The 18,270-nt window shown below is 54.8% G+C and carries 17 protein-coding genes and 1 pseudogene; 4 read left to right on the top strand and 14 right to left on the bottom strand.

From position 1 onward, the window contains the following. Position 1 precedes the first annotated feature (1 nt). The 6 genes from metE to AWJ19_RS28405 form a co-directional block, all read right to left on the bottom strand. A complete protein-coding gene (gene metE / locus AWJ19_RS28430; RefSeq protein ID WP_068728550.1) occupies positions 2–2,293 on the bottom strand; it encodes a 5-methyltetrahydropteroyltriglutamate--homocysteine S-methyltransferase in 2,292 nt (763 codons plus the stop codon). Positions 2,294–2,334: 41 nt separating this feature from the next. Next, on the bottom strand, positions 2,335–2,517 hold the full coding sequence (locus tag AWJ19_RS28425) for a hypothetical protein (RefSeq protein ID WP_068728549.1): 183 nt from the start codon (positions 2,515–2,517) through the stop codon (positions 2,335–2,337). Positions 2,518–2,679: 162 nt separating this feature from the next. Then, positions 2,680–3,540 carry an undecaprenyl-diphosphate phosphatase gene (locus AWJ19_RS28420; RefSeq protein ID WP_068728548.1) on the bottom strand — a complete coding sequence of 287 codons (861 nt, stop codon included), beginning with the start codon at positions 3,538–3,540 and terminating at the stop codon, positions 2,680–2,682. A gap of 68 nt (positions 3,541–3,608) precedes the next feature. Continuing rightward, positions 3,609–4,232, bottom strand: coding sequence for a DedA family protein (locus AWJ19_RS28415; protein ID WP_068728547.1), 624 nt, complete (start codon positions 4,230–4,232; stop codon positions 3,609–3,611). Positions 4,233–4,254: 22 nt separating this feature from the next. Next, a complete protein-coding gene (locus AWJ19_RS28410; RefSeq protein WP_068728546.1) occupies positions 4,255–6,198 on the bottom strand; it encodes an ABC transporter permease in 1,944 nt (647 codons plus the stop codon). Next, on the bottom strand, positions 6,173–6,943 hold the full coding sequence (locus tag AWJ19_RS28405; protein WP_068728545.1) for an ABC transporter ATP-binding protein: 771 nt from the start codon (positions 6,941–6,943) through the stop codon (positions 6,173–6,175). Before AWJ19_RS28405 ends, AWJ19_RS28410 begins: the two co-directional genes overlap by 26 nt. A gap of 225 nt (positions 6,944–7,168) precedes the next feature. Here AWJ19_RS28405 and AWJ19_RS28400 point away from each other — a divergent pair. From AWJ19_RS28400 to AWJ19_RS28390, 3 genes and pseudogenes are all read left to right on the top strand, one after another. Then, positions 7,169–8,205: pseudogene (locus AWJ19_RS28400) on the top strand (NADH:flavin oxidoreductase/NADH oxidase). A 147-nt stretch (positions 8,206–8,352) separates the two neighbouring features. Continuing rightward, a complete protein-coding gene (locus AWJ19_RS28395) occupies positions 8,353–8,790 on the top strand; it encodes a MarR family transcriptional regulator (RefSeq protein WP_068728544.1) in 438 nt (145 codons plus the stop codon). A 170-nt stretch (positions 8,791–8,960) separates the two neighbouring features. Beyond that, the gene (locus AWJ19_RS28390) at positions 8,961–9,245 is read left to right on the top strand and encodes a PQ-loop domain-containing transporter (RefSeq protein WP_068728543.1); all 285 of its coding nucleotides are present in this window, start codon (positions 8,961–8,963) and stop codon (positions 9,243–9,245) included. Here the strand turns inward: AWJ19_RS28390 and AWJ19_RS28385 are convergent. Continuing rightward, complete coding sequence (locus AWJ19_RS28385; protein WP_068728542.1) at positions 9,190–10,209, bottom strand: sensor histidine kinase; 1,020 nt, start codon at positions 10,207–10,209, stop codon at positions 9,190–9,192. The two genes, AWJ19_RS28390 and AWJ19_RS28385, sit on opposite strands and share 56 nt — an antisense overlap. Next, positions 10,206–10,907 carry a response regulator transcription factor gene (locus AWJ19_RS28380; RefSeq protein ID WP_068728541.1) on the bottom strand — a complete coding sequence of 234 codons (702 nt, stop codon included), beginning with the start codon at positions 10,905–10,907 and terminating at the stop codon, positions 10,206–10,208. The genes AWJ19_RS28385 and AWJ19_RS28380 overlap by 4 nt, the downstream gene beginning before the upstream one ends. A 124-nt stretch (positions 10,908–11,031) precedes the next feature. Here AWJ19_RS28380 and AWJ19_RS28375 point away from each other — a divergent pair, with 124 nt between their 5' ends. Beyond that, positions 11,032–11,766: a class I SAM-dependent methyltransferase gene (locus tag AWJ19_RS28375; RefSeq protein WP_068728540.1), complete on the top strand. Its 735-nt coding sequence runs from the start codon at positions 11,032–11,034 to the stop codon at positions 11,764–11,766. A gap of 105 nt (positions 11,767–11,871) precedes the next feature. On the opposite strand, the gene AWJ19_RS28370 is transcribed toward AWJ19_RS28375, so the two are convergent. The 6 genes from AWJ19_RS28370 to AWJ19_RS28345 form a co-directional block, all read right to left on the bottom strand. Beyond that, the gene (locus AWJ19_RS28370) at positions 11,872–12,666 is read right to left on the bottom strand and encodes a TIGR00266 family protein (RefSeq protein WP_068728539.1); all 795 of its coding nucleotides are present in this window, start codon (positions 12,664–12,666) and stop codon (positions 11,872–11,874) included. Between the two features lie 202 nt (positions 12,667–12,868). Beyond that, positions 12,869–13,540 (bottom strand): YitT family protein, encoded by a 672-nt coding sequence (locus AWJ19_RS28365; RefSeq protein ID WP_068728538.1) that lies wholly within the window; start codon positions 13,538–13,540, stop codon positions 12,869–12,871. A 355-nt stretch (positions 13,541–13,895) separates the two neighbouring features. Then, the gene (locus AWJ19_RS28360; RefSeq protein WP_068728537.1) at positions 13,896–14,396 is read right to left on the bottom strand and encodes a Crp/Fnr family transcriptional regulator; all 501 of its coding nucleotides are present in this window, start codon (positions 14,394–14,396) and stop codon (positions 13,896–13,898) included. A gap of 149 nt (positions 14,397–14,545) precedes the next feature. After that, a complete protein-coding gene (locus AWJ19_RS28355) occupies positions 14,546–16,471 on the bottom strand; it encodes a fructose-specific PTS transporter subunit EIIC (protein WP_068728536.1) in 1,926 nt (641 codons plus the stop codon). A 42-nt stretch (positions 16,472–16,513) separates the two neighbouring features. Beyond that, complete coding sequence (pfkB, locus tag AWJ19_RS28350) at positions 16,514–17,425, bottom strand: 1-phosphofructokinase (protein ID WP_068728535.1); 912 nt, start codon at positions 17,423–17,425, stop codon at positions 16,514–16,516. A gap of 32 nt (positions 17,426–17,457) precedes the next feature. Beyond that, positions 17,458–18,222 carry a DeoR/GlpR family DNA-binding transcription regulator gene (locus AWJ19_RS28345; protein ID WP_241781925.1) on the bottom strand — a complete coding sequence of 255 codons (765 nt, stop codon included), beginning with the start codon at positions 18,220–18,222 and terminating at the stop codon, positions 17,458–17,460. Positions 18,223–18,270: the final 48 nt, after the last annotated feature.

Here is an 18,270-nt window from a genome sequence, read left to right as displayed (position 1 = left end):
TCTAAACTCCGACTGCCTTCCTCACCTGCTCTGCTGCCTCAACCATATTGCGCAGCGCCGCAGCAGTCTCTTCCCAGCCTCTGGTTTTCAGGCCGCAGTCCGGATTGATCCAGAACTGTCCGGCGTCAAGGACGCGAAGGGCACGTTCGATACTGGCGGTCATCTCCCGCGTATTCGGTACCCGCGGACTGTGGATATCGTATACGCCAAGCCCGATACCCTTATCATATTCCTGCTCCTCAAAGCTGACAATCAGCTCGCCGTGGCTGCGTGAGGTTTCTATAGAGATGACATCCGCATCCATTGCCGAGATAGAATCAATCATATCGTTAAATTCGCTGTAGCACATATGTGTATGGATTTGCGTTGTATCCTTGACCGGATTCGTGGCAATCCTGAAAGCCCGCACTGCCCAGTTCAAATAATGCTCATGATCCTCCGCCTTCAGCGGCAGCCCTTCACGGATAGCCGGCTCGTCAACCTGGATCATCTCAATTCCCGCAGCTTCCAGCGCTTCTACCTCCTGGCGCAGCGCGAGCGCGATCTGATTCGCCACCGCTTCACGGCTCAGATCATCCCGGACGAATGACCAGTTCAGAATCGTCACCGGTCCGGTCAGCATTCCTTTGACCGGCAGCTTGGTCAGCGACTGGGCATAGACACTTTCCTTGACGGTCATCGGCTCTACAAATGCGACGTCAGCATAGATAACCGGCGGCTTCACACAGCGGGAGCCGTAGGACTGCACCCAGCCGCCTTTGGTGAACAGATAACCGGCCAGCTTCTCGCCGAAAAATTCCACCATATCCGTCCGTTCAAACTCCCCGTGTACCAGCACATCCAGGCCAAGCTCCTCCTGAAAAGCAATGGCATCCTCGATCTGCTTGCGCACGAATGCGTCATAGCGCTCCTGGCTCCAGACGCCCTTGCGCCACTTGAGGCGGGCCTGCCGGACCTCGGCTGTCTGCGGAAAGCTGCCGATCGTCGTTGTCGGCAGCAGCGGCAGCTGCCATTTGTCGCGCTGGACCTTCTGCCGCTCGGCAAACGGGAGGCTGCGGCTGTCCGGAAGCTGCTGCAGGCTGCGAACCTGCTCAGCCACATCTCCGCGGCTGCGCTCCGGCAGTGCGCGGAACAGGGACAAGGCCTCGCGGTTCTCAGCCAGCTCGGCGGCATAGCTGTCCTGCCCGTCCGCTGCCGCTGCAGCGATCAGGCTCAGCTCCGCCAGCTTCTCGTCCGCGAAGGCGATGGCGTTCCTGACCGTGCTCTTCAGCCGGTCCTCGCCCTGCACTGATACCGGCACGTGCAGCAGGCTGCAGGACGGCTGCAGAATGAGCCGCCCGTCCGGCACGAAGGCCCGCAGCTCACGGATCAGCTCCAGCTTGGCAGCAGCATCGCTGCGCCAGATGTTGCGCCCGTCAATGATGCCGGCGCCGAGCCACTTGTCTTCCGGCCAGCCCAGCCGCCGGATGGATTCGAGGTTCGCTCCGTCATCATGGACAAAATCCAGGCCAAGCCCGGCCACCGGAAGGTTCAGCAGCGCTTCCAGCGGCTCCGCAGCCTCAAAGTAAGTCTGCAGCAGCAGCTTGAGTCCAGGCACCTCGGAGGAAATGGTCTCGTAGATACGCTCCAGAAGCCTGATATCTTCTGCAGCTAGCCCGGTGACAACCGCTGGCTCGTCAATCTGCACCCAGGCTACGCCCTCCTGCTGCAGCTCCTGCAGCAGCTGGATGTATACCGGCAGGAAGCGATCAGCTACTGCTGCAATATCTGCAGCCCGGAAGCCCTTGGACAGCTTCAGGAACGTGTAAAGGCCGAGTACAACCGGCTTGCCATCGATTCCAGCCTGCTCTTTGGCGAACCGGTAAGCGGCAAGCGGCTTATTGGCTGTCAGCACCGGAGTCTGCTCACCGATCTCCGGCACAATATAGTGGTAATTCGTATTGAACCATTTGGTCATTTCGCAGGCTGTAGCTCCGGCGCTGCCGCGGGCCATTGCGAAATACAGCTCCAGGGAAATTTCTCCGCCATCATAACCGTAACGCGGCGGGATGATGCCGAACATGGCAGCCGTGTCCAGCACATGATCATAGAAGGTGAAATCGCCAACCGGAATCAGGTCAATTCCTGCCTGCTGCTGTGTTCTCAGATGCTGAAGCTGCAGTCCGGCCATGCCGGCCCTCAGCTGGTCCTCGCTGATTTTACCGCTCCAGAAATCTTCGAGCAGCTTCTTCCATTCCCGGTTTTTGCCGATTCTCGGGTAACCGAGGCTACTTGTTGTTATAGTGCTGGGCATAATGACTCACTCCTAGTTCACAGAATTGTATTATCGCGTTGTTATACGATGCCGGGGATTAATAACGCAAGCGTTGCCCGTCTCTCCTGGTCTTCGCCGCTGCCGGGCACCTGATCTGCTGCAATCATACTAACCGCAGGGATAGTCCGCAATAGCTTTGCCGTTTCCCGGCTATACGCATTCTCTATAGCTGACACCGCAACAGCCTTCCAGAAAAGCTCCATCCTCTTTTTTGCATCTTCCGCTTTTCACCTTTTCCGCAGAGAGATACTGGAAAACTGCCGGAAAACCGCATAAAAACGGCGGCCCCTTCCCTTCCCGGGAGGAACCGCCGTTTGCGGCAGCCTGCTATAAATTAGGTTTATGGAAGCTATCTATCGGACCGCCTAGAACCAGACCAGATAGACCACGGCAGCCAGTACAATCCGGTAGATTGCGAACGGCAGCAGCTTGATCCGGTTGATCAGCTTCAGGAAGAAGCGCATCGACAGCAGCGCGAACAGAAAGGCGCTGATGAAGCCGGCGATGAAGAACGGCAGTGCGTCCAGCGTAAAGTACTGCCAGTTCTTGATGAGGGAGATCAGACTGGCACCGGCCATAATCGGCACTGCCATAATAAAGGTAAAGTCCGCGGCAGCCCGGTGGCTCATTCCGATCAGCACGCCTCCGGAAATTGTCGAGCCGGAGCGGGAGAAGCCCGGCCAGAGCGAGACACACTGAATCAGGCCAACCGACAGCGCCTGACGGTATGTAATTTGGTCGACCGTTTCTGTTTTTGGTTTTTTGGGCGCAAAGCGGTCTGCAATGATCATAAAGATGGCTCCGACGACCAGACCGATCAGCACCGTTGAGGTTGAAAAGAGATGTTCATCAATGTAATCCTCAAACAGCAGGCCGAAAACTCCTGCCGGAATCAGGCCGACAAGGACCTGCCCCAGCTTCAGGCGGCCTTCTGTCTCCACCTGCGGCACACCGTCCGGCACAGAAGTCATTTCTTTACGGCTGAACCGCTTAAGTCCCAGCAGATCAATAAACCGTTTATAGAAAATAATGACCACCGCGAGGATCGATCCCAGCTGGATTACAACCTTAAACGTATTAGCTGTGTATTTTCCCAGGAACTCCTGGGATTTCAGCCACATGTCATCTACAATGATCATATGGCCCGTGGAGGAAACCGGAGCAAATTCAGTCAGGCCTTCAACGATACCGAGAATAATTGCTTTTATAATGGTTAGCAGCTCCATGTCTTTCCCTCCTTATGAATGTCTCTGCCTGTGCAGAGTTAATGAACTGCTGTATTGCAGGCTGCAGCTTAGCTGCGGGCTTTGCCCGCCGCCTGGCGTCTGCGGAAGAACAGCACTCCCAGCACAAGAATCCCGGCTGCAAGTACAACATAGACAACGTTCGAGTAGGCATCTATATAATGGGCGATGTCTTCCCATGACTCACCCAGAGCAGCACCAAGCAGAATGAGCAGCGTATTCCAGCCCAGCGTACCAATCGTGGTGAACAGCATGAACTGGCCGAACTTCATTCCCGACATCCCGGCCGGAATTGAGATCAGGCTGCGCACCAGCGGAATCATCCGGCAGAACAGAACCGTCCAGTAGCCGTATTTGTCAAACCAGGCATCCGCCCGGCGGATATCCTTGGCGCTGATCCGCAGCCAGCCGCCCCAGCGTTCGACAATCTTCTCCAGTCTGCTTACATCGAGCAGCCGGCCGATCCAGTACAGCACAACCGCTCCGAGCAGGGAGCCGACCGTAGCGGCAATCAGCACACCGGGAATGGTCATATCCGAGGTTGTCGTCATAAATCCGCCGAACGGCAGGATGATTTCAGAAGGGATCGGCGGAAAAATGTTCTCGAATGCCAGCATCAGCATAATGCCGAGATAACCGAACTGCTCCATAAAGTCAGTAATCCAGATTTTCATTGTAAAGTCCTCCGCATTCAAGTCAATTTTTTTTGAGGTTACGCAGATAACGTCCGCGGATCAGGAAGAAATACAGTCCCTGCACCGCCAGATAACCGGCCAGCACCGCTCCGGTCTCCACAGCAATGGACAGGTAAAACAGCTGCTGCAGGGCGATAAAAGCAAACAGGCTGTGCAGTATGGCCATTCCAACCGGGATAAAAAACATCAGTGCCAGCTGCAGCGTAACAGTGTGATCCAGCTCCTGTTCGGTCAGCCCCATTTTGGACAAGGTGGAATACTGCTGACGGTCATGGTCCAGATCTGTATACAGCCTGAAATATAAGAAGCTGCCTGCGGCGATGAAGAAGACGGTTCCTACCAGCAGGGAGGCGAACAGCATCGTGCTGTAAAGGATTTTTTGAATTTCAAACAGCGTGCCGCTGACAACTACCGCATAGGGGGCATCGCTCTCATAGGCCACTTTCCCCTTGTCACTGAGGGACCTTGCAATCCCTGAGGTTTGCGGAAAATCCTCTACATAGAAGCCTGTATAGCGGTCTGTATACGCAGGAATAACGGCCTGGAACAGACTGTCACTGACCACGATCCCGCTGAAATCCCCGCCGTCCCTGCCATCCAGCTCAGGCAGCAGATATTCGGCAATCGGAACATGCGCGGTATAGCCTGCTTCTACAATCTCCATTCCCTGCTTCAGGGTATATACCGCCTTGGCCCGGCTGGAGGTTAAGCTGCGGTCACGCTGCGAGCCGATCATCACCAGCCCTTCGCTGCCCTGCAGCGGCTGTTCGCCGGAGACGAATCCCGCCTTCTCCAAAGCCTGCAGGTAGTCGCTGTAAGCGATCAGAGGTAACTGGCGCGTCAGGTCCGGCCCCGTCTGGGAAGCTACCTCCGCATATTTTACCGGGAGCGTTAAGGTTTCATAAGGCAATCCGAGGCGCTCCAGCTCGCTGCGGATCCCCTGCAGATCATGCTTCTCCCTGTCTCCGCCCTGATCGCCCTTGGCCACATAGCCTACAGCCGCCGGATAATCCAGCTTCAGCTCTCTGGACAGGGTATGAATCGAGGCAAACACGCCGACAGAGGTAAAGGATACCGCCGACACAATCGTCACCATAAAAAACATCCGCCCGTTGGCCTTCCAGCGGTAAGACAGTCCCGACAGCATAATCAGATTCGTCTTGTGCCAGTAGAACCGGCGTATGCTGCGCAGCACACCTGCAATATACAGGCTTAGCTGTGTATAAAACAGATAGGTCCCGATAACCGTAATGGCAACCACCGGGAACATGACCCGCTCCACCGAGGAGGCCGAAGCCGAGGCCGCAAGGGCGTATCCGCCAAGCAGCAGCAGTGCAGAGGCGGCAGCCCACAGAAGGGATATCCGCGGAGCCTGTTCCGTCCTCCGTCCCCCGTGGAACAGGCCGCGGGGGGAATCCTGCCCGATCAGGACGAAGGTCCCGAGAGAGATCAGGACGAACAGCAGGACGAAGCTGCTGATTGTCAGCACAGGCGCCTGCCAGGAGAAATAAAACTCCAGCGGACCGATCCCGAGAAAGCCTGCCCCGATCATCAGAAACAGCTTGCCCAGCAGCATGCCAAGCAGGGTACCGCTCAGGATGGCCGAGCCGCCGATCATCATATTTTCCAGAAACACCATTTTGTTGAGCTGACCTTTGGTCATTCCATGCATCAGCAGGATGCCGAACTCCAGCTTGCGTGATTGCAGAAAGGAGCCGACAGATACCAGAACGAACAGCGAGGAGAAAACAAAGATGATCCCCTCCGCCGCCAGCATCGTATTGGCCGCAGTGCTTAGAATCAAGTCATCTTTAATGGCCGGATGAAAAACAAACAGCGCACAGAGAAAAAAAATCATCACCGAAAAGGAGCTGCAGACGAAATAGGCGGCATACTTGCGTTTGTTGCGTGTAACATTCCTATAAGCGAACTGGCGAAAGGTCATGGGAAGCTCCTCCCAGCAGCGACAGCATGTCGATGATATTTTGGAAAAAAGCCGCCCTGCTGCTTCCCCTGTACATCTCGTTGTAGAAACGTCCGTCTTTGATAAAGATGACACGGTGGCAGAAGCTGGCCGCCACAGCATCATGGGTAACCATCAGCACGGTTGCCCCCTCGGCCTCGTTCACCTCAGCCAGCAGCCCCATGACTTCGCCGGCCGTTTTGGAATCGAGGCTCCCTGTAGGCTCATCCGCCAGAATCAGTGACGGGCGGTGGATCATCGCCCGGGCAATCGCCACCCGCTGCATCTGGCCGCCGGAGATCTCGTAGGTGCGCTTGCCCAGCAGCTGCACGATTTCCAGCCTCGCCGCCACTTCCTGCAGCCGGCGTTCCATTTCAGCCACCGGTATGCCGGCCAGAGTGAGCGGAAGCACGATGTTCTCCTCTACAGTGAGCGTATCGAGCAGATTGAACTGCTGGAAGACGAAGCCCAGCTCCTTGCGCCGGAACAGCGCCTTCTCCTTGCGGTCCAGCGTGTTCGGATCGCGGCCTCCGATCATCACTTCACCCGAGGTAGGCTCATCAATGGTGGCAATGACGTTGAGCAGCGTCGTTTTACCGCTGCCGGAAGGGCCCATAATACCGACGAATTCCCCCTTCTCTACAGCAAAGCGGATGTGGTTCAGCGCGTGGATCGACACCTTGCCCTCGTATATTTTGGATAAATTGTGTACGTCTAACAGGGGCAAGTGCTTCCGCTCCTTCTGTCTTAGATTGCTTTTATTATACAAAGTGTTAACACCAGGCACTATTTCTGAAACTTACAGTCACCTTACATTATTGTAAGCAAGCAGGGGTTGACAGCAGCAGCAGCATCTCCTATATTTATATGCATGAGCATGCATTTATAAAGTTATGCCTCTGTTACATAAAGCATGCCAAATTCAGGCACTCTGCCAAGGAGAGATAACCGAATGATAGATCTGTTTACCCCTTATGAGCTTAAGGATTTAAAGCTGAAGAACCGTGTAGTTCTGCCTCCTATGTGCCAATATTCCGTTACTGAGAGGGACGGTATTGCTACTGACTGGCATTATAACCATTATGTAAGCCGGGCCGTTGGCGGCACCGGGCTGATTATTATAGAAATGACGGATGTGGAGCCGGACGGCCGCATTACCGATTATGATCTGGGCATCTGGTCAGACGAGCACATCCCTGCCCTGGCGCGGATTGTCGACGCCTGCCATGCCTACGGCGCAAAGTGGGCATCCAGATTGCCCATGCCGGACGCAAGGCCGAAGACGCAGCCGTTCCTGTATCCTCCTCCCCGATCCCGTTCGACGATAAATCCAAAACACCCCGCGAGCTGACAACAGCCGAAGTGAAGGACATGGTCGGCAAGTTCCAGGCCGGCGTGAGACGTGCGGTTAAAGCCGGCTTTGATGTGATTGAGCTGCACGGCGCCCACGGCTACCTGATCCACCAGTTCCATTCACCGCTGACCAACCGCAGAACAGATGAGTACGGACAGGATCTTACCCTGTTCGGCAAGGAAGTCATCGCTGCCGCCAGACAGGAAATGCCTGAGGGTATGCCGCTCATTATGCGCATCTCGGCACAGGAATATGTTGAGGGCGGCTACGGCCTCAAAGAAAGCCTGAATATCGGCGCAGCCTACAAGGAAGCAGGCGCTGATATCTTCCATATCAGCGCAGGCGGCGAAGGTGCTATTGCTGCTGCTGGCAGACCCGGCACGCATGCTGCTTACCAGGTGCCGCTGGCCCGGGCATTCAAACAGGAGCTGGCCGTTCCCGTCATTGCCGTTGGCCGGCTGGATGAACCGGCGCTTGCTAACGCCGTGATCGGCAACGAAGAAGCGGATCTGATCGCTGTAGGCCGGGGAATGCTGCGCAACCCTTACTGGACGCTGGAAGCCGGCGTACAGCTCGGCAAGGCTGCAGGCGTTCCGAAGCAGTATGCATTCGGTTTTCCCCGGACCAGTAACTAAGGGGTAAACCGGAGGGGCATTCTGGTATATGGCTCATGCAGCATTACGGCCGGCTGACTTCTTTGCTCGCAACCCGCAGGGCGGAAATGGTATAATGGATTTTAACTAATTTCATGTGCCGGCATGCACCGGGAGAGGACTTTTCAGATGAAGAATAATCCGGAGAATGATCTGATAGCCAGCTGGCTGTCTCTGACTCATATACAGATGAATGTTGCCAATGAACTGGAAGCAAGGCTCCAGGAGAAGTATCAGCTGTCCCTCAAGGAATTCTACCTGCTGCTCTTTCTGTCCGAGGCTCCAGAGAAGAAACTGAGGCTGCAGCAGCTTGAGACCATGGTCGGCCTCAGCCAGAGCGCGGTCTCCCGGCTGGTCAGCCGGTTCGAAGCCAAGGGCTGCGGCGCGCTGGAGCGCAAGTCATGCGATAGCGACCGCAGAAGCATCTATACCTCGCTGACAGCGATCGGACAGGGCAAAGTGGACCGCGCCCGGGTAACAGTGAGCGAGGTGCTGGCGGAGGCATTTCCGCACAGTGAAGCTGCACAGCTGCTGGAGCAGCTTGCGCGGCTGGGACAGCAGCAATAGGCTGCTGCAGCCTTTAACGGCGTGCACGATAAATACCCCGCTATCCCAAACAGGATAGCGGGGTATTCTTATGCCGGTTCATCCATCGTTCTTCATATTGTTGGGCGAAAATCACTCTTCCGGCCGTGCCGGCATACAACGTATTAGACACTTAAGCTGGAGGTATACCCATGCTCTTCGCGCTGATGCAGCTGCTTGGCGGCTTTATTCTGTCTGTGGGGTGGATTCCGCAGATTATTCAGATTGTAAGAACGAAATCGGTCGCTGACCTTAATCTGAAAGCTTATCTGCTGATGCTGCTGGGCATCGGGCTGATGGAAGCTTATGCCGTGAATCTTGCTGTACAGGGGAGCGGCCTGGCCTTTCTGATTACGAACACGCTGTCTCTGGCCGTTGTCTCTACCGTCGTGGTTCTGATCCTGCACTACCAGCCCCCGCGCTCCCGGAGAAAATAATCCGAACCGCTGTCCCCTTGCCCACCTCGGAGGAAATCTCCACCTCATGCCCCAGCTTGCCGCAAATCTGCTTAACCAGATACAGGCCCATCCCGGTAGATTCCTGAAAGGTCCGCCCGTTGACACCGGTGAAATACGGATCAAACACCCGCGGCAGGTCACCTGCCGGAATGCCTACCCCTTCATCACGGACTTCAAGCGTGACCCGCCCCTGTTCCTCCGTATAGCCGTGAAAATGTACAAGTCTGCCCTCCTCCACCGTATACCGCAGCGCATTCGTAATCAGCTGGGTCAGCACAAATCCGAGCCACTTCTCGTCGGAGGTGATGGTGATGCCGCTGTCTACGTTAATTGCCGGGAAGACGCGCTTGCGGATAAACAGCCTTTTCTGCTCGGAAGTGACACTGCGCACTACAGCAGCCAGCTCCAGCTGCTCTACATAAAAGTCATGCTCGAACGTATCGAGCCGGGCGGTATACAGCACCGTATCCAGCCCTTTCTTCAGCCGGTCCAGCTCATCGCCGATCGCCGTAAACGGGGGACCGTCCTTATCCTGAATAATTAAATGAATGACAGACAGCGGCGTCTTCATCCCGTGCACCCACTGGTTGATGAAATGAATATGCTCCTCCAGCTTGTGGCGGTAGCTGTGCAGATCATTCTGATAGAGCCGGAACTGCCGGGTCAGCAGCTTGCGCAGGCTGTCCGCAAGCGGCGAGCTCTGGGCCGGGCCGCCCGATGCATCGAGGGAATCCGGCTGTGTCTGCAGCCGTTCATAGAAGGAACGGTTGGTGATGTAGCGGAAAGCCAGATAAGCCAGCAGAAGGCAGGTGCTCAACAGCATCGCGTACAGGCTCACCTCCACTGTGCTTCCGCCGTCCAGCCGGTAGACCAGCGTAATGATCAGCAGCTGCGACAGATACACTACAATTAACGGCGTCTGCTCCCGTAAAAATAGCTTCACTGTGCTTCCCCCCAGTCACCCGATAACCGGTAGCCCTGGCCGCGCACAGTCTGAAGCCCGTCCTGGATTTCCAGGACGGCCAGTTTTTTACGGACCCGTGTCACATAGACATTCAGTGTATTGTCATCGACAAATGCCTGCTCATCCCAGATTTTCTCCAGCAGCCGGTCGCGCGTGACGACCGTACCGGCTTTTTGCATCAGCTCATCGAGGATTTTGGCTTCCGTATGGCTAAGCTCAATCCTCGCGCTACCCCGCGAGAGCAGCAGCCGGTCCACATCAAGCAGCAGTCCCGAAACATTCAGGCTGCGCTCATTGCCTCCGGCAGCATAGGAGCCGTAGGCGCGGCGGAGATGGCTTTTGATTTTGGCAAGAGCAATTTCATAGTCAAACGGCTTCGTAATATAATCATCCGCTCCGTTTTCCAGCGCCATTACCTGATCCATTTTTCCTTCACGGGCGGAGATGAACAGAATCGGACAGGTGGAAATACCGCGAATCTGCCGGCACCAGTAATAACCGTCGAATTTGGGCAGATTGACATCCAGCAGTACCAGGTGCGGCGCATATTGTTCAAATTCGGTCCTTACCGCTTCAAAATCCTGTACAGCCTGTGTCACATAGCCGAACTTATGTAAGTAATCCTGAAGCAGGGTCACCAGACCCTGATCATCCTCGATAATGAATATTTTGAACATAAAAGGCCTCCGGTTGCAGCCCTGGCCTGTGCCAGGGGGTTTGCCCATAATATATACAGTCCCGCCTGGCTAGTCAAATATGGTATATACTGTAGTGGAGATTTTATAGGTCAGGAGGCCTCAGATGAAAGAGAATAAATATGATGATGCCGTTTTCTTTGAAAAATATAGCGCGATGCCGCGGTCCGTCGGAGGCCTGGAGGCGGCAGGTGAATGGCAGGCCTTCCGCTCCCTGCTGCCCGCTTTGGACGGCAAAAGGGTTCTCGACCTCGGCTGCGGCTTCGGCTGGCACTGCCGGTATGCGCGTGAGCAGGGTGCGGCCTCCGTCACCGGTATTGACCTGTCCGCTAATATGCTGCACCGGGCCAGGGAAATGACCCATGATCCTAAGATCCAGTACATCCAAATGCCGATAGAGGATATCTCGTTTGGTGCGGGTGAGTTCGATACGGTAATCAGCTCGCTGGCCATTCATTATGTGGAGCGGTTCGATGACCTGTGCAGGCGTGTGAACCATTGCCTGAAGGCTGGCGGACAGTTTGTGCTGTCTGTCGAGCATCCTGTGTTCACGGCATTGGCAGCCCAGGACTGGCACTATAGCCAGATCGGCGAGAAGCTGCACTGGCCGGTGGATGATTATCACCTTGAAGGCGCGCGTACAGCCAGATTTCTTGGAGAGGACGTTGTAAAATACCATCGTACACTGTCCACCTATTTAAACGTGCTGCTAAAGTCCGGATTTACGCTCACCAAGATTTCTGAGCTGCAGCCGACCCCGGAGATGCTGGAGCAGAATCCGGCATGGCATGAGGAAGTGCGCCGTCCGATGTTTCTTCTGCTGTCTGTGTTTAAAGCTTAGTTGCCATTTTGATGTTTATTACCACACTGGCGCAAACAAACAGCCGCCCATCCGGTCAACCCGGCGGTACGGCTGTTATGTTCTTTATAGTGTACCAGGCACTGCTTATCTGCCGTCGAGCAGATTGCCCAGGCCGCCGAGAATGCTGCCTTCCTCCTTACGTCCGGAGCCGCCTGCGGCCGACAGGATGCGGTCGGCCATCCGGCTGAACGGCAGGGACTGCACCCATACCTTGCCCGGTCCGCGCAGGGTGGCAAAGAATAGGCCTTCACCGCCGAACAGGGCGGTTTTGACGCCTTTGACGAATTCAATATTGTAATCCACGGATGAGGTCATCGCCACAAGACAGCCTGTATCAAGCTTGATCGTCTCGCCCGGCTGCAGCGTCCGCTCCAGCACATGTCCCCCGGAGTGAACGAATGCAAGGCCGTCCCCCTCCAGCTTTTGCATAATGAAGCCTTCGCCGCCGAAGAAGCCTACGCCCAGCTTGCGCTGAAATTCGATGCCCACAGAGACGCCCTTGGCTGCACAGAGGAAGGAATCCTTCTGGCAAATGACTTTGCCGGAATACTTCTGTAGATCAAGCGGGATAATCTTGCCCGGATACGGCGCAGCAAATGTTACATTCTTCCGCCCATAATGACCGCTGTGTGTGAAGACAGTCATGAACAGGCTTTCTCCGGTCAGGATCCGTTTGCCCGCACCCATCAGCTTGCCCATCAGTCCGCTGCCCTGCCGCGAGCCGGAGCCGTCACCAAAAATCGTCTCCATCGTAATTTCCGGGTCCATCATCATAAAGCTGCCCGCTTCGGCGATCACACTCTCCCCGGGATCAAGCTGAACCTCCACACACTGGATTTCCTCGCCCATAATGACATAATCAATTTCATGCGCACTCATACCTGCAGCCTCCTAAAGGGTTAATAATGCTTAAGTATCCGCTTCTCTGTGATTTCCTGATGTTATGAACGAGATATATACGCGCTAACCGCTGCTTGGGTTTCAGTCCTAGGAGACACAAATAAAGGCCGGCTCAGATGCATTGCATCATAAGCTGGCCTTTGATTATGAACCCCGCGCTGCGGGGTTAACTTTGCGCTGGTCACGCTACTGAACCATCATGCGGCTTGCTCAGTTTGGGCTGAAGCTTCGGTACTTTGTTCAGCTTTGGTCTGCCCAGTGATGTAGTCAAGGTGATGACATAACCGGCTACTACTACAGCCATCACAGTATACAGCGTCTCCTTGACCGGCATATAGATAAGTGACAATGCCAGAACAATAACATCCATGAGGATGAAAACCGTACCTACCTTTATGCCCTTCCACTCACTGATCAGCAGCGACAAAATGTCGTCACCGCCGCTCGCACCGCCGCCCCGCAGGACCAAGCCTGCACCTAGACCTGTCAGTACGCCGGATAACAAGGCCGCAAGCGGCAGGTTACCCTGCAAGTCAATCACCCATCCGGAATAGCGCTCCATCAGTCCGTAGAACAGCGTAAAGGCTGCTACAGAGATGAACGTGTTCACCACGAACGATCTTCCTTTAAAAATCATGGCGATTATAAGTACTGGTATGTCCAAGAGTAGAGTCGATACAGATGGTGAAATGCCTAGTACATATTTGCCGAGCAGTGCCAAACCTACAAACCCGCCCTCGGTCAAATGGTTCTGATAATTAATGTGATAATAAGTAAACGCTAATAGCAAAGTTCCGGACAAAATAACGGTGAGTCGTAACGGCAGTTTCATGCCGTCGTTGTGATTCCTCATACAGGTCTCCCCTTATCGTAGTTGGCGGCTTAGACGTCACCGGACCCTCTACGACGGGTTGCACCAGAGGAGCTTATCCTTCGCATACAATACTCCCTTCCCACGTCAGAGGCGGCTTCGTCATTAACAACGTTTCGCACCTGCTACAGGGAAGCTAAGTATAAGACAGATCATAACGTTTCCAAATCGTCCTTTGGGGAATCGTCCTTCGGGGACACATGGTATCCTGATCCTTTCTTTAATTTGATAACTTCTGAATAGATTATACCACGCGGCAGGCCGTCTCTAAACAGGTTTCCAGTAAAAACATCACGATTCATGTAAATTTTACGCCTTATTCATGTAAAACTTACATTTAGCCCTGGTTCCGCAGCAGGCGGTTGACCGTTTCGCGCCGGACGCCGATCAGCTGTCCAATTTCTTCCTGGGTTAACAGATCCGTAAGCTGTGCGCCGTAAGCATAATCTTTCATCCAGCGGTTCAGCAGCTCCATGCGCTCAGCCGGAGAGCCGACGGTTAGGTGATCCAGCCGGGTCTGCATGAACCGGACCTTCTCCTGAAGCAGCAGCGCAATCTCCATCACTTTGTCCGGATTCTCGCGGAGCTCCCGGTACCATTCCGCCGCTGGAATGATCTCGATCTCGCTTTTGATCATGGCAACAGCCGTTCCATGCGCCTCCTTAGGCGAAATGAGGGAATGATGGGGGACGGTCTCACCGGGATACAGCAGATTGAACAGCACCATATTCCCGTTCTCATGCAGCCTTGTTACTTTGAACAGCCCGCTCTTCACCTTATAAAGATAATCGCAGCTGTCTCCCTGACGGAACAAGACTTCCCCTCTGTGCAGAATCATTTCGCTCTCTCCTTTAGCTTCTGTTTATGTATATTAATAATTATACAGAATTACACCTCAAAATTGCAGTGCAATCAAACAAAGAAAAAAACTGCGGGGAACAGACTGGCATCTGATTCCCCGCAGCTTGCTGTGCGGATCGTTATTTATTATTTCGCCTGCAGCGGCTTCTTCCAGAGTCCGAGCGCCAGACCGGAGATTGCGGCACCGATCAGTACGGCCAGCAGGAACAGCAGCGCGTTGCTGGAAAGTGCGGCGACGAAAATCCCGCCGTGCGGTGCAGGCACGTTAATGTGCCAGAGCTGTGTAAGTCCGCCGGCAACAGCGGAGCCGATGATACAGGTGGTCAGCACGCGCAGCGGATCGGCTGCGGCAAACGGAATTGCGCCTTCAGTAATAAAGGAAAGTCCCAGTACATAATTCGTAATCCCCGACTTGCGTTCAGTTTCTGTGAACTTGTTCTTGAACAATGTAGTTGCCAGTGCGATTGCCAGCGGAGGTACCATACCGCCTGCCATAACCGCAGCCATCATCAGGCCGTTAGTGTTACCGCTTGAAGTGAATACGCCGATTGCAAAGGTGTAAGCCGCTTTGTTGAAAGGACCGCCCATATCAATGGCCATCATTCCCCCAAGAACAATACCAAGGATAACCATATTTCCGGTGCCCAATCTGTTAAGGGCATCAATCATCGCTGTGTTGATTGAGCTAAATACCGGATCAAACACATAGAACATCGCAGCTCCGGTGATCAGCAGGCCGAATACCGGATACAGCAGAATCGGCTTCAGTCCGTCAAGAGTGCGCGGCAGGCCGGCAAAGGCTTTGCGCAGGCCGATGATGACATAACCGGCCAGGAAACCGGCGGCCAGACCTCCGAGGAAGCCGGCGTTGGAATTCAGGGCCATGAGCCCGCCGACCATACCAGGCATCAGCGCCGGACGGTCGCCGATGCTCATCGCGATAAAACCGGCGAGGATCGGGATCAGGAAGTGGAAGGCACCGTCGCCGCCGCCGATCGTCTGCAGCAGCTTCACCAGCGGATTATCTACGCTGGCCACCTGCTCGATCAGGAAGGAAATGGCGAGCAGAATACCGCCGCCGACTACGAACGGAAGCATGTGCGAAATGCCGTTCATCAGATCTTTATAGATTTTGCTGCCGACACTGCCGGATTTAGCAGGAGCTTCTTCATTGCTGCTGCGTCCGCCGCTGCCCTGGTAGATCGGAGCATCGCCTTTAAGCGCCTTGCTGATCAGCTCCTCGGGCTTGCGGATTCCGTCGCTGACCGGTCTTTGCAGTACCGGCTTGCCGGCGAAGCGGGCCATCTCGACATTCTTGTCAGCCGCCACAATAACACCGCTGGCCCGGCGGATTTCGTCTGCGGTAAGCACATTCTGTGCACCTTCAGAGCCATTGGTCTCAACGCGGATATTAACGCCCATCTCCAGGGCCTTCTTCTTCAGTGCATCCTCTGCCATGAAGGTGTGGGCAATCCCTGTAGGGCAAGCTGTTACAGCTACAACAAAACCGGAGGAATCCGGATTTCCGACGATTATCTTCTCAGGCGCCGTTTTAGCTGCAGGAGCGGTCTTTTCTGCTTCCGCCTTGGCATCCTGCTCCGCCTGCTTGGCGTCGAATAACGCGGCTACCTCATCCGGAGTGGAGGCATTCATCAACGCTTCGATGAATTCGCTTTCAATGAGCAGCCTGGACAGAGCTGCGAGTGTCCGCATGTGCATATTGCCTGCGCCTTCAGGCGCTGCAATCATAAAGAACAGCTTGGCCGGCTCATCATCCAGCGACTCATAATCTACGCCTGCACTGCTCTTGGCAAACACCACTGTCGCCTGGTTAACCGCAGAGGTTTTGGCATGAGGCATTGCAATTCCTCCGCCGATACCGGTGCTGGACTGGGCTTCACGCGCCAGAATCTTTTCCTTGAACAGCACCTTGTCGTTGATTCTTCCGCTGGCTGCCAGGCTGGCGATCAGCTCGTCGATCGCCCCCTCCTTGGTAGTTGCCTGCAGATTCATGATCATTGCTTCTTTTATCATCAAATCTGTAATTCTCATATTGATCAGCTCCCTATGTTCCTATAAATACCATTGTTTAGCTTAAAGCTGTGTAATCTGAATCTGCGGGCGCAGCCGGCTGATAAATCCGCCGTCGGCCAGGTCATCGGAGAATGCCGTTGCACTCCCTGAGGCTACGCCTGTGCGGAAGGCTTCCAGCACATCCCCTTCACGGGATAAGGTACCTACAAACCCTGCAATCATCGAATCACCTGCACCCACTGAATTTCTGACCTGGCCTGCCGGCGCACTTGCAGCATATACACCCTGCTCCGTAATCAGTAGCGCACCTTCCCCGGCCATCGAGACCAGCACATGCTGTGCTCCGGCTTCCAGCAGCTTGCGGCCATACATGATAACCTCTTCTCTTGTGCTGATGGTAACCCCGAACAGTTCGGCAAGCTCGTGGTGATTGGGCTTGACGAGCAGAGGACCGTGTTCAAGAGCCTGCTGCAGAGCCTGGCCGGTGGTATCAATCACGAACTGTGCCCCCTGCTGCTTGCACACCCCGATCAGCCTATTATAGAAATCCCCGCCCAGCGAAGGAGGAATGCTGCCGGACATAATAACGATATCTCCGGCCTGCAGATTACGCAGCTTGCTTACCAGCGCCTCAGCCTCAGCGGCAGTGATTTCCGGTCCTGCTCCGTTAATTTCAGTTTCTTCTTCTGACTTCAGCTTTATATTAATCCGTGTGTCTCCGCCGACCGGAACGAAACTACTTGAGGTTCCTTCCTCCCGCAGCCAGTCCTCAATGAACCGGCCGGTGAAACCGCCGAGAAAGCCGGTCGCCGTATTGTCTACCTTAAGCTGGTTCAGCACACGCGATACGTTGATGCCTTTACCGCCGGGCAGCTTCAGATCCCGGGACATCCGGTTCAGGCTGCCTAGCTTCATATCCTCCACTTCCACGATGTAATCAATGGAAGGATTGAGTGTAACGGTGTAAATCATGTTCATCCCTCATTATTGTGGTTTACTTGCCTTCACACTATAGTGAAGCCGACATCCATGGCTTCAAGGCCGCGGGTGAAGCTGCCTTGCACTGCGGAATCTAGGATGCAGTGGTCGATTTCCTGCAGATCAGCCACCTTGCAGAAGGAGACCTGGCCGATCTTGCTGTGGTCTGCCAGCAGAATAGACTGTTTGGCGACAGCGATCATTTTGCGCTTCGTAGCCGCCTCCAGCATATTCGGAGTCGTAATTCCCTCCTGGAGGTCAAGCCCGTTCGTTCCGAGAAAGGCTTTATCCACCCGCACCATCTCCAGCGACCGTTCCGTCATCGGACCGACAAAGGCCATCGTATCCGGCCGCAGCATCCCGCCTGTAATCGACACTTCGATATTCCGGCAATCCCTAAGCTCATTCAGGGCCATAATCGAATTGGTAATCACCTTCAGATTTGAAAAGCCCTTTAGCGCCTTGGCTATCTGCAGTGTTGTCGTTCCTCCGTCAAGCAGTATGGCATCGCCCTCCTGGATCATCTGGACTGCCTTGGCGGCAATCCGCTGCTTCTCGTCCAGAAGACGGTCTGCCTTGTCCGGAAAGGCAGCCTCAAAGTTAACGCTCTGCAGGGATACCGCCCCGCCATGCGTACGCTTCAGCAGCCTTGCTTCCTCCAGCTCCTTCAGATCCCGCCGGATTGTCGATTCAGAGACGCCGAGCTGGAGGCTGAGCTCCTGCACCGATGCCCTTGTACGCTGCTCAACGAACTGTACAATACTCCGTTTTCTTTCCTCTTCAAACAGCACAGCAGTCAACTCCCTGTACGCATAGCGTAAGCATGTAGTCCGCCTGCT

Origin of the sequence: Paenibacillus sp. DMB5 (genome assembly GCF_001517085.1) — a bacterium.
GTDB lineage: Bacteria > Bacillota > Bacilli > Paenibacillales > Paenibacillaceae > Paenibacillus_AQ.
Note: the sequence above shows the minus strand (reverse complement) of the source record. Positions and strands in the feature narration are given on the sequence as shown.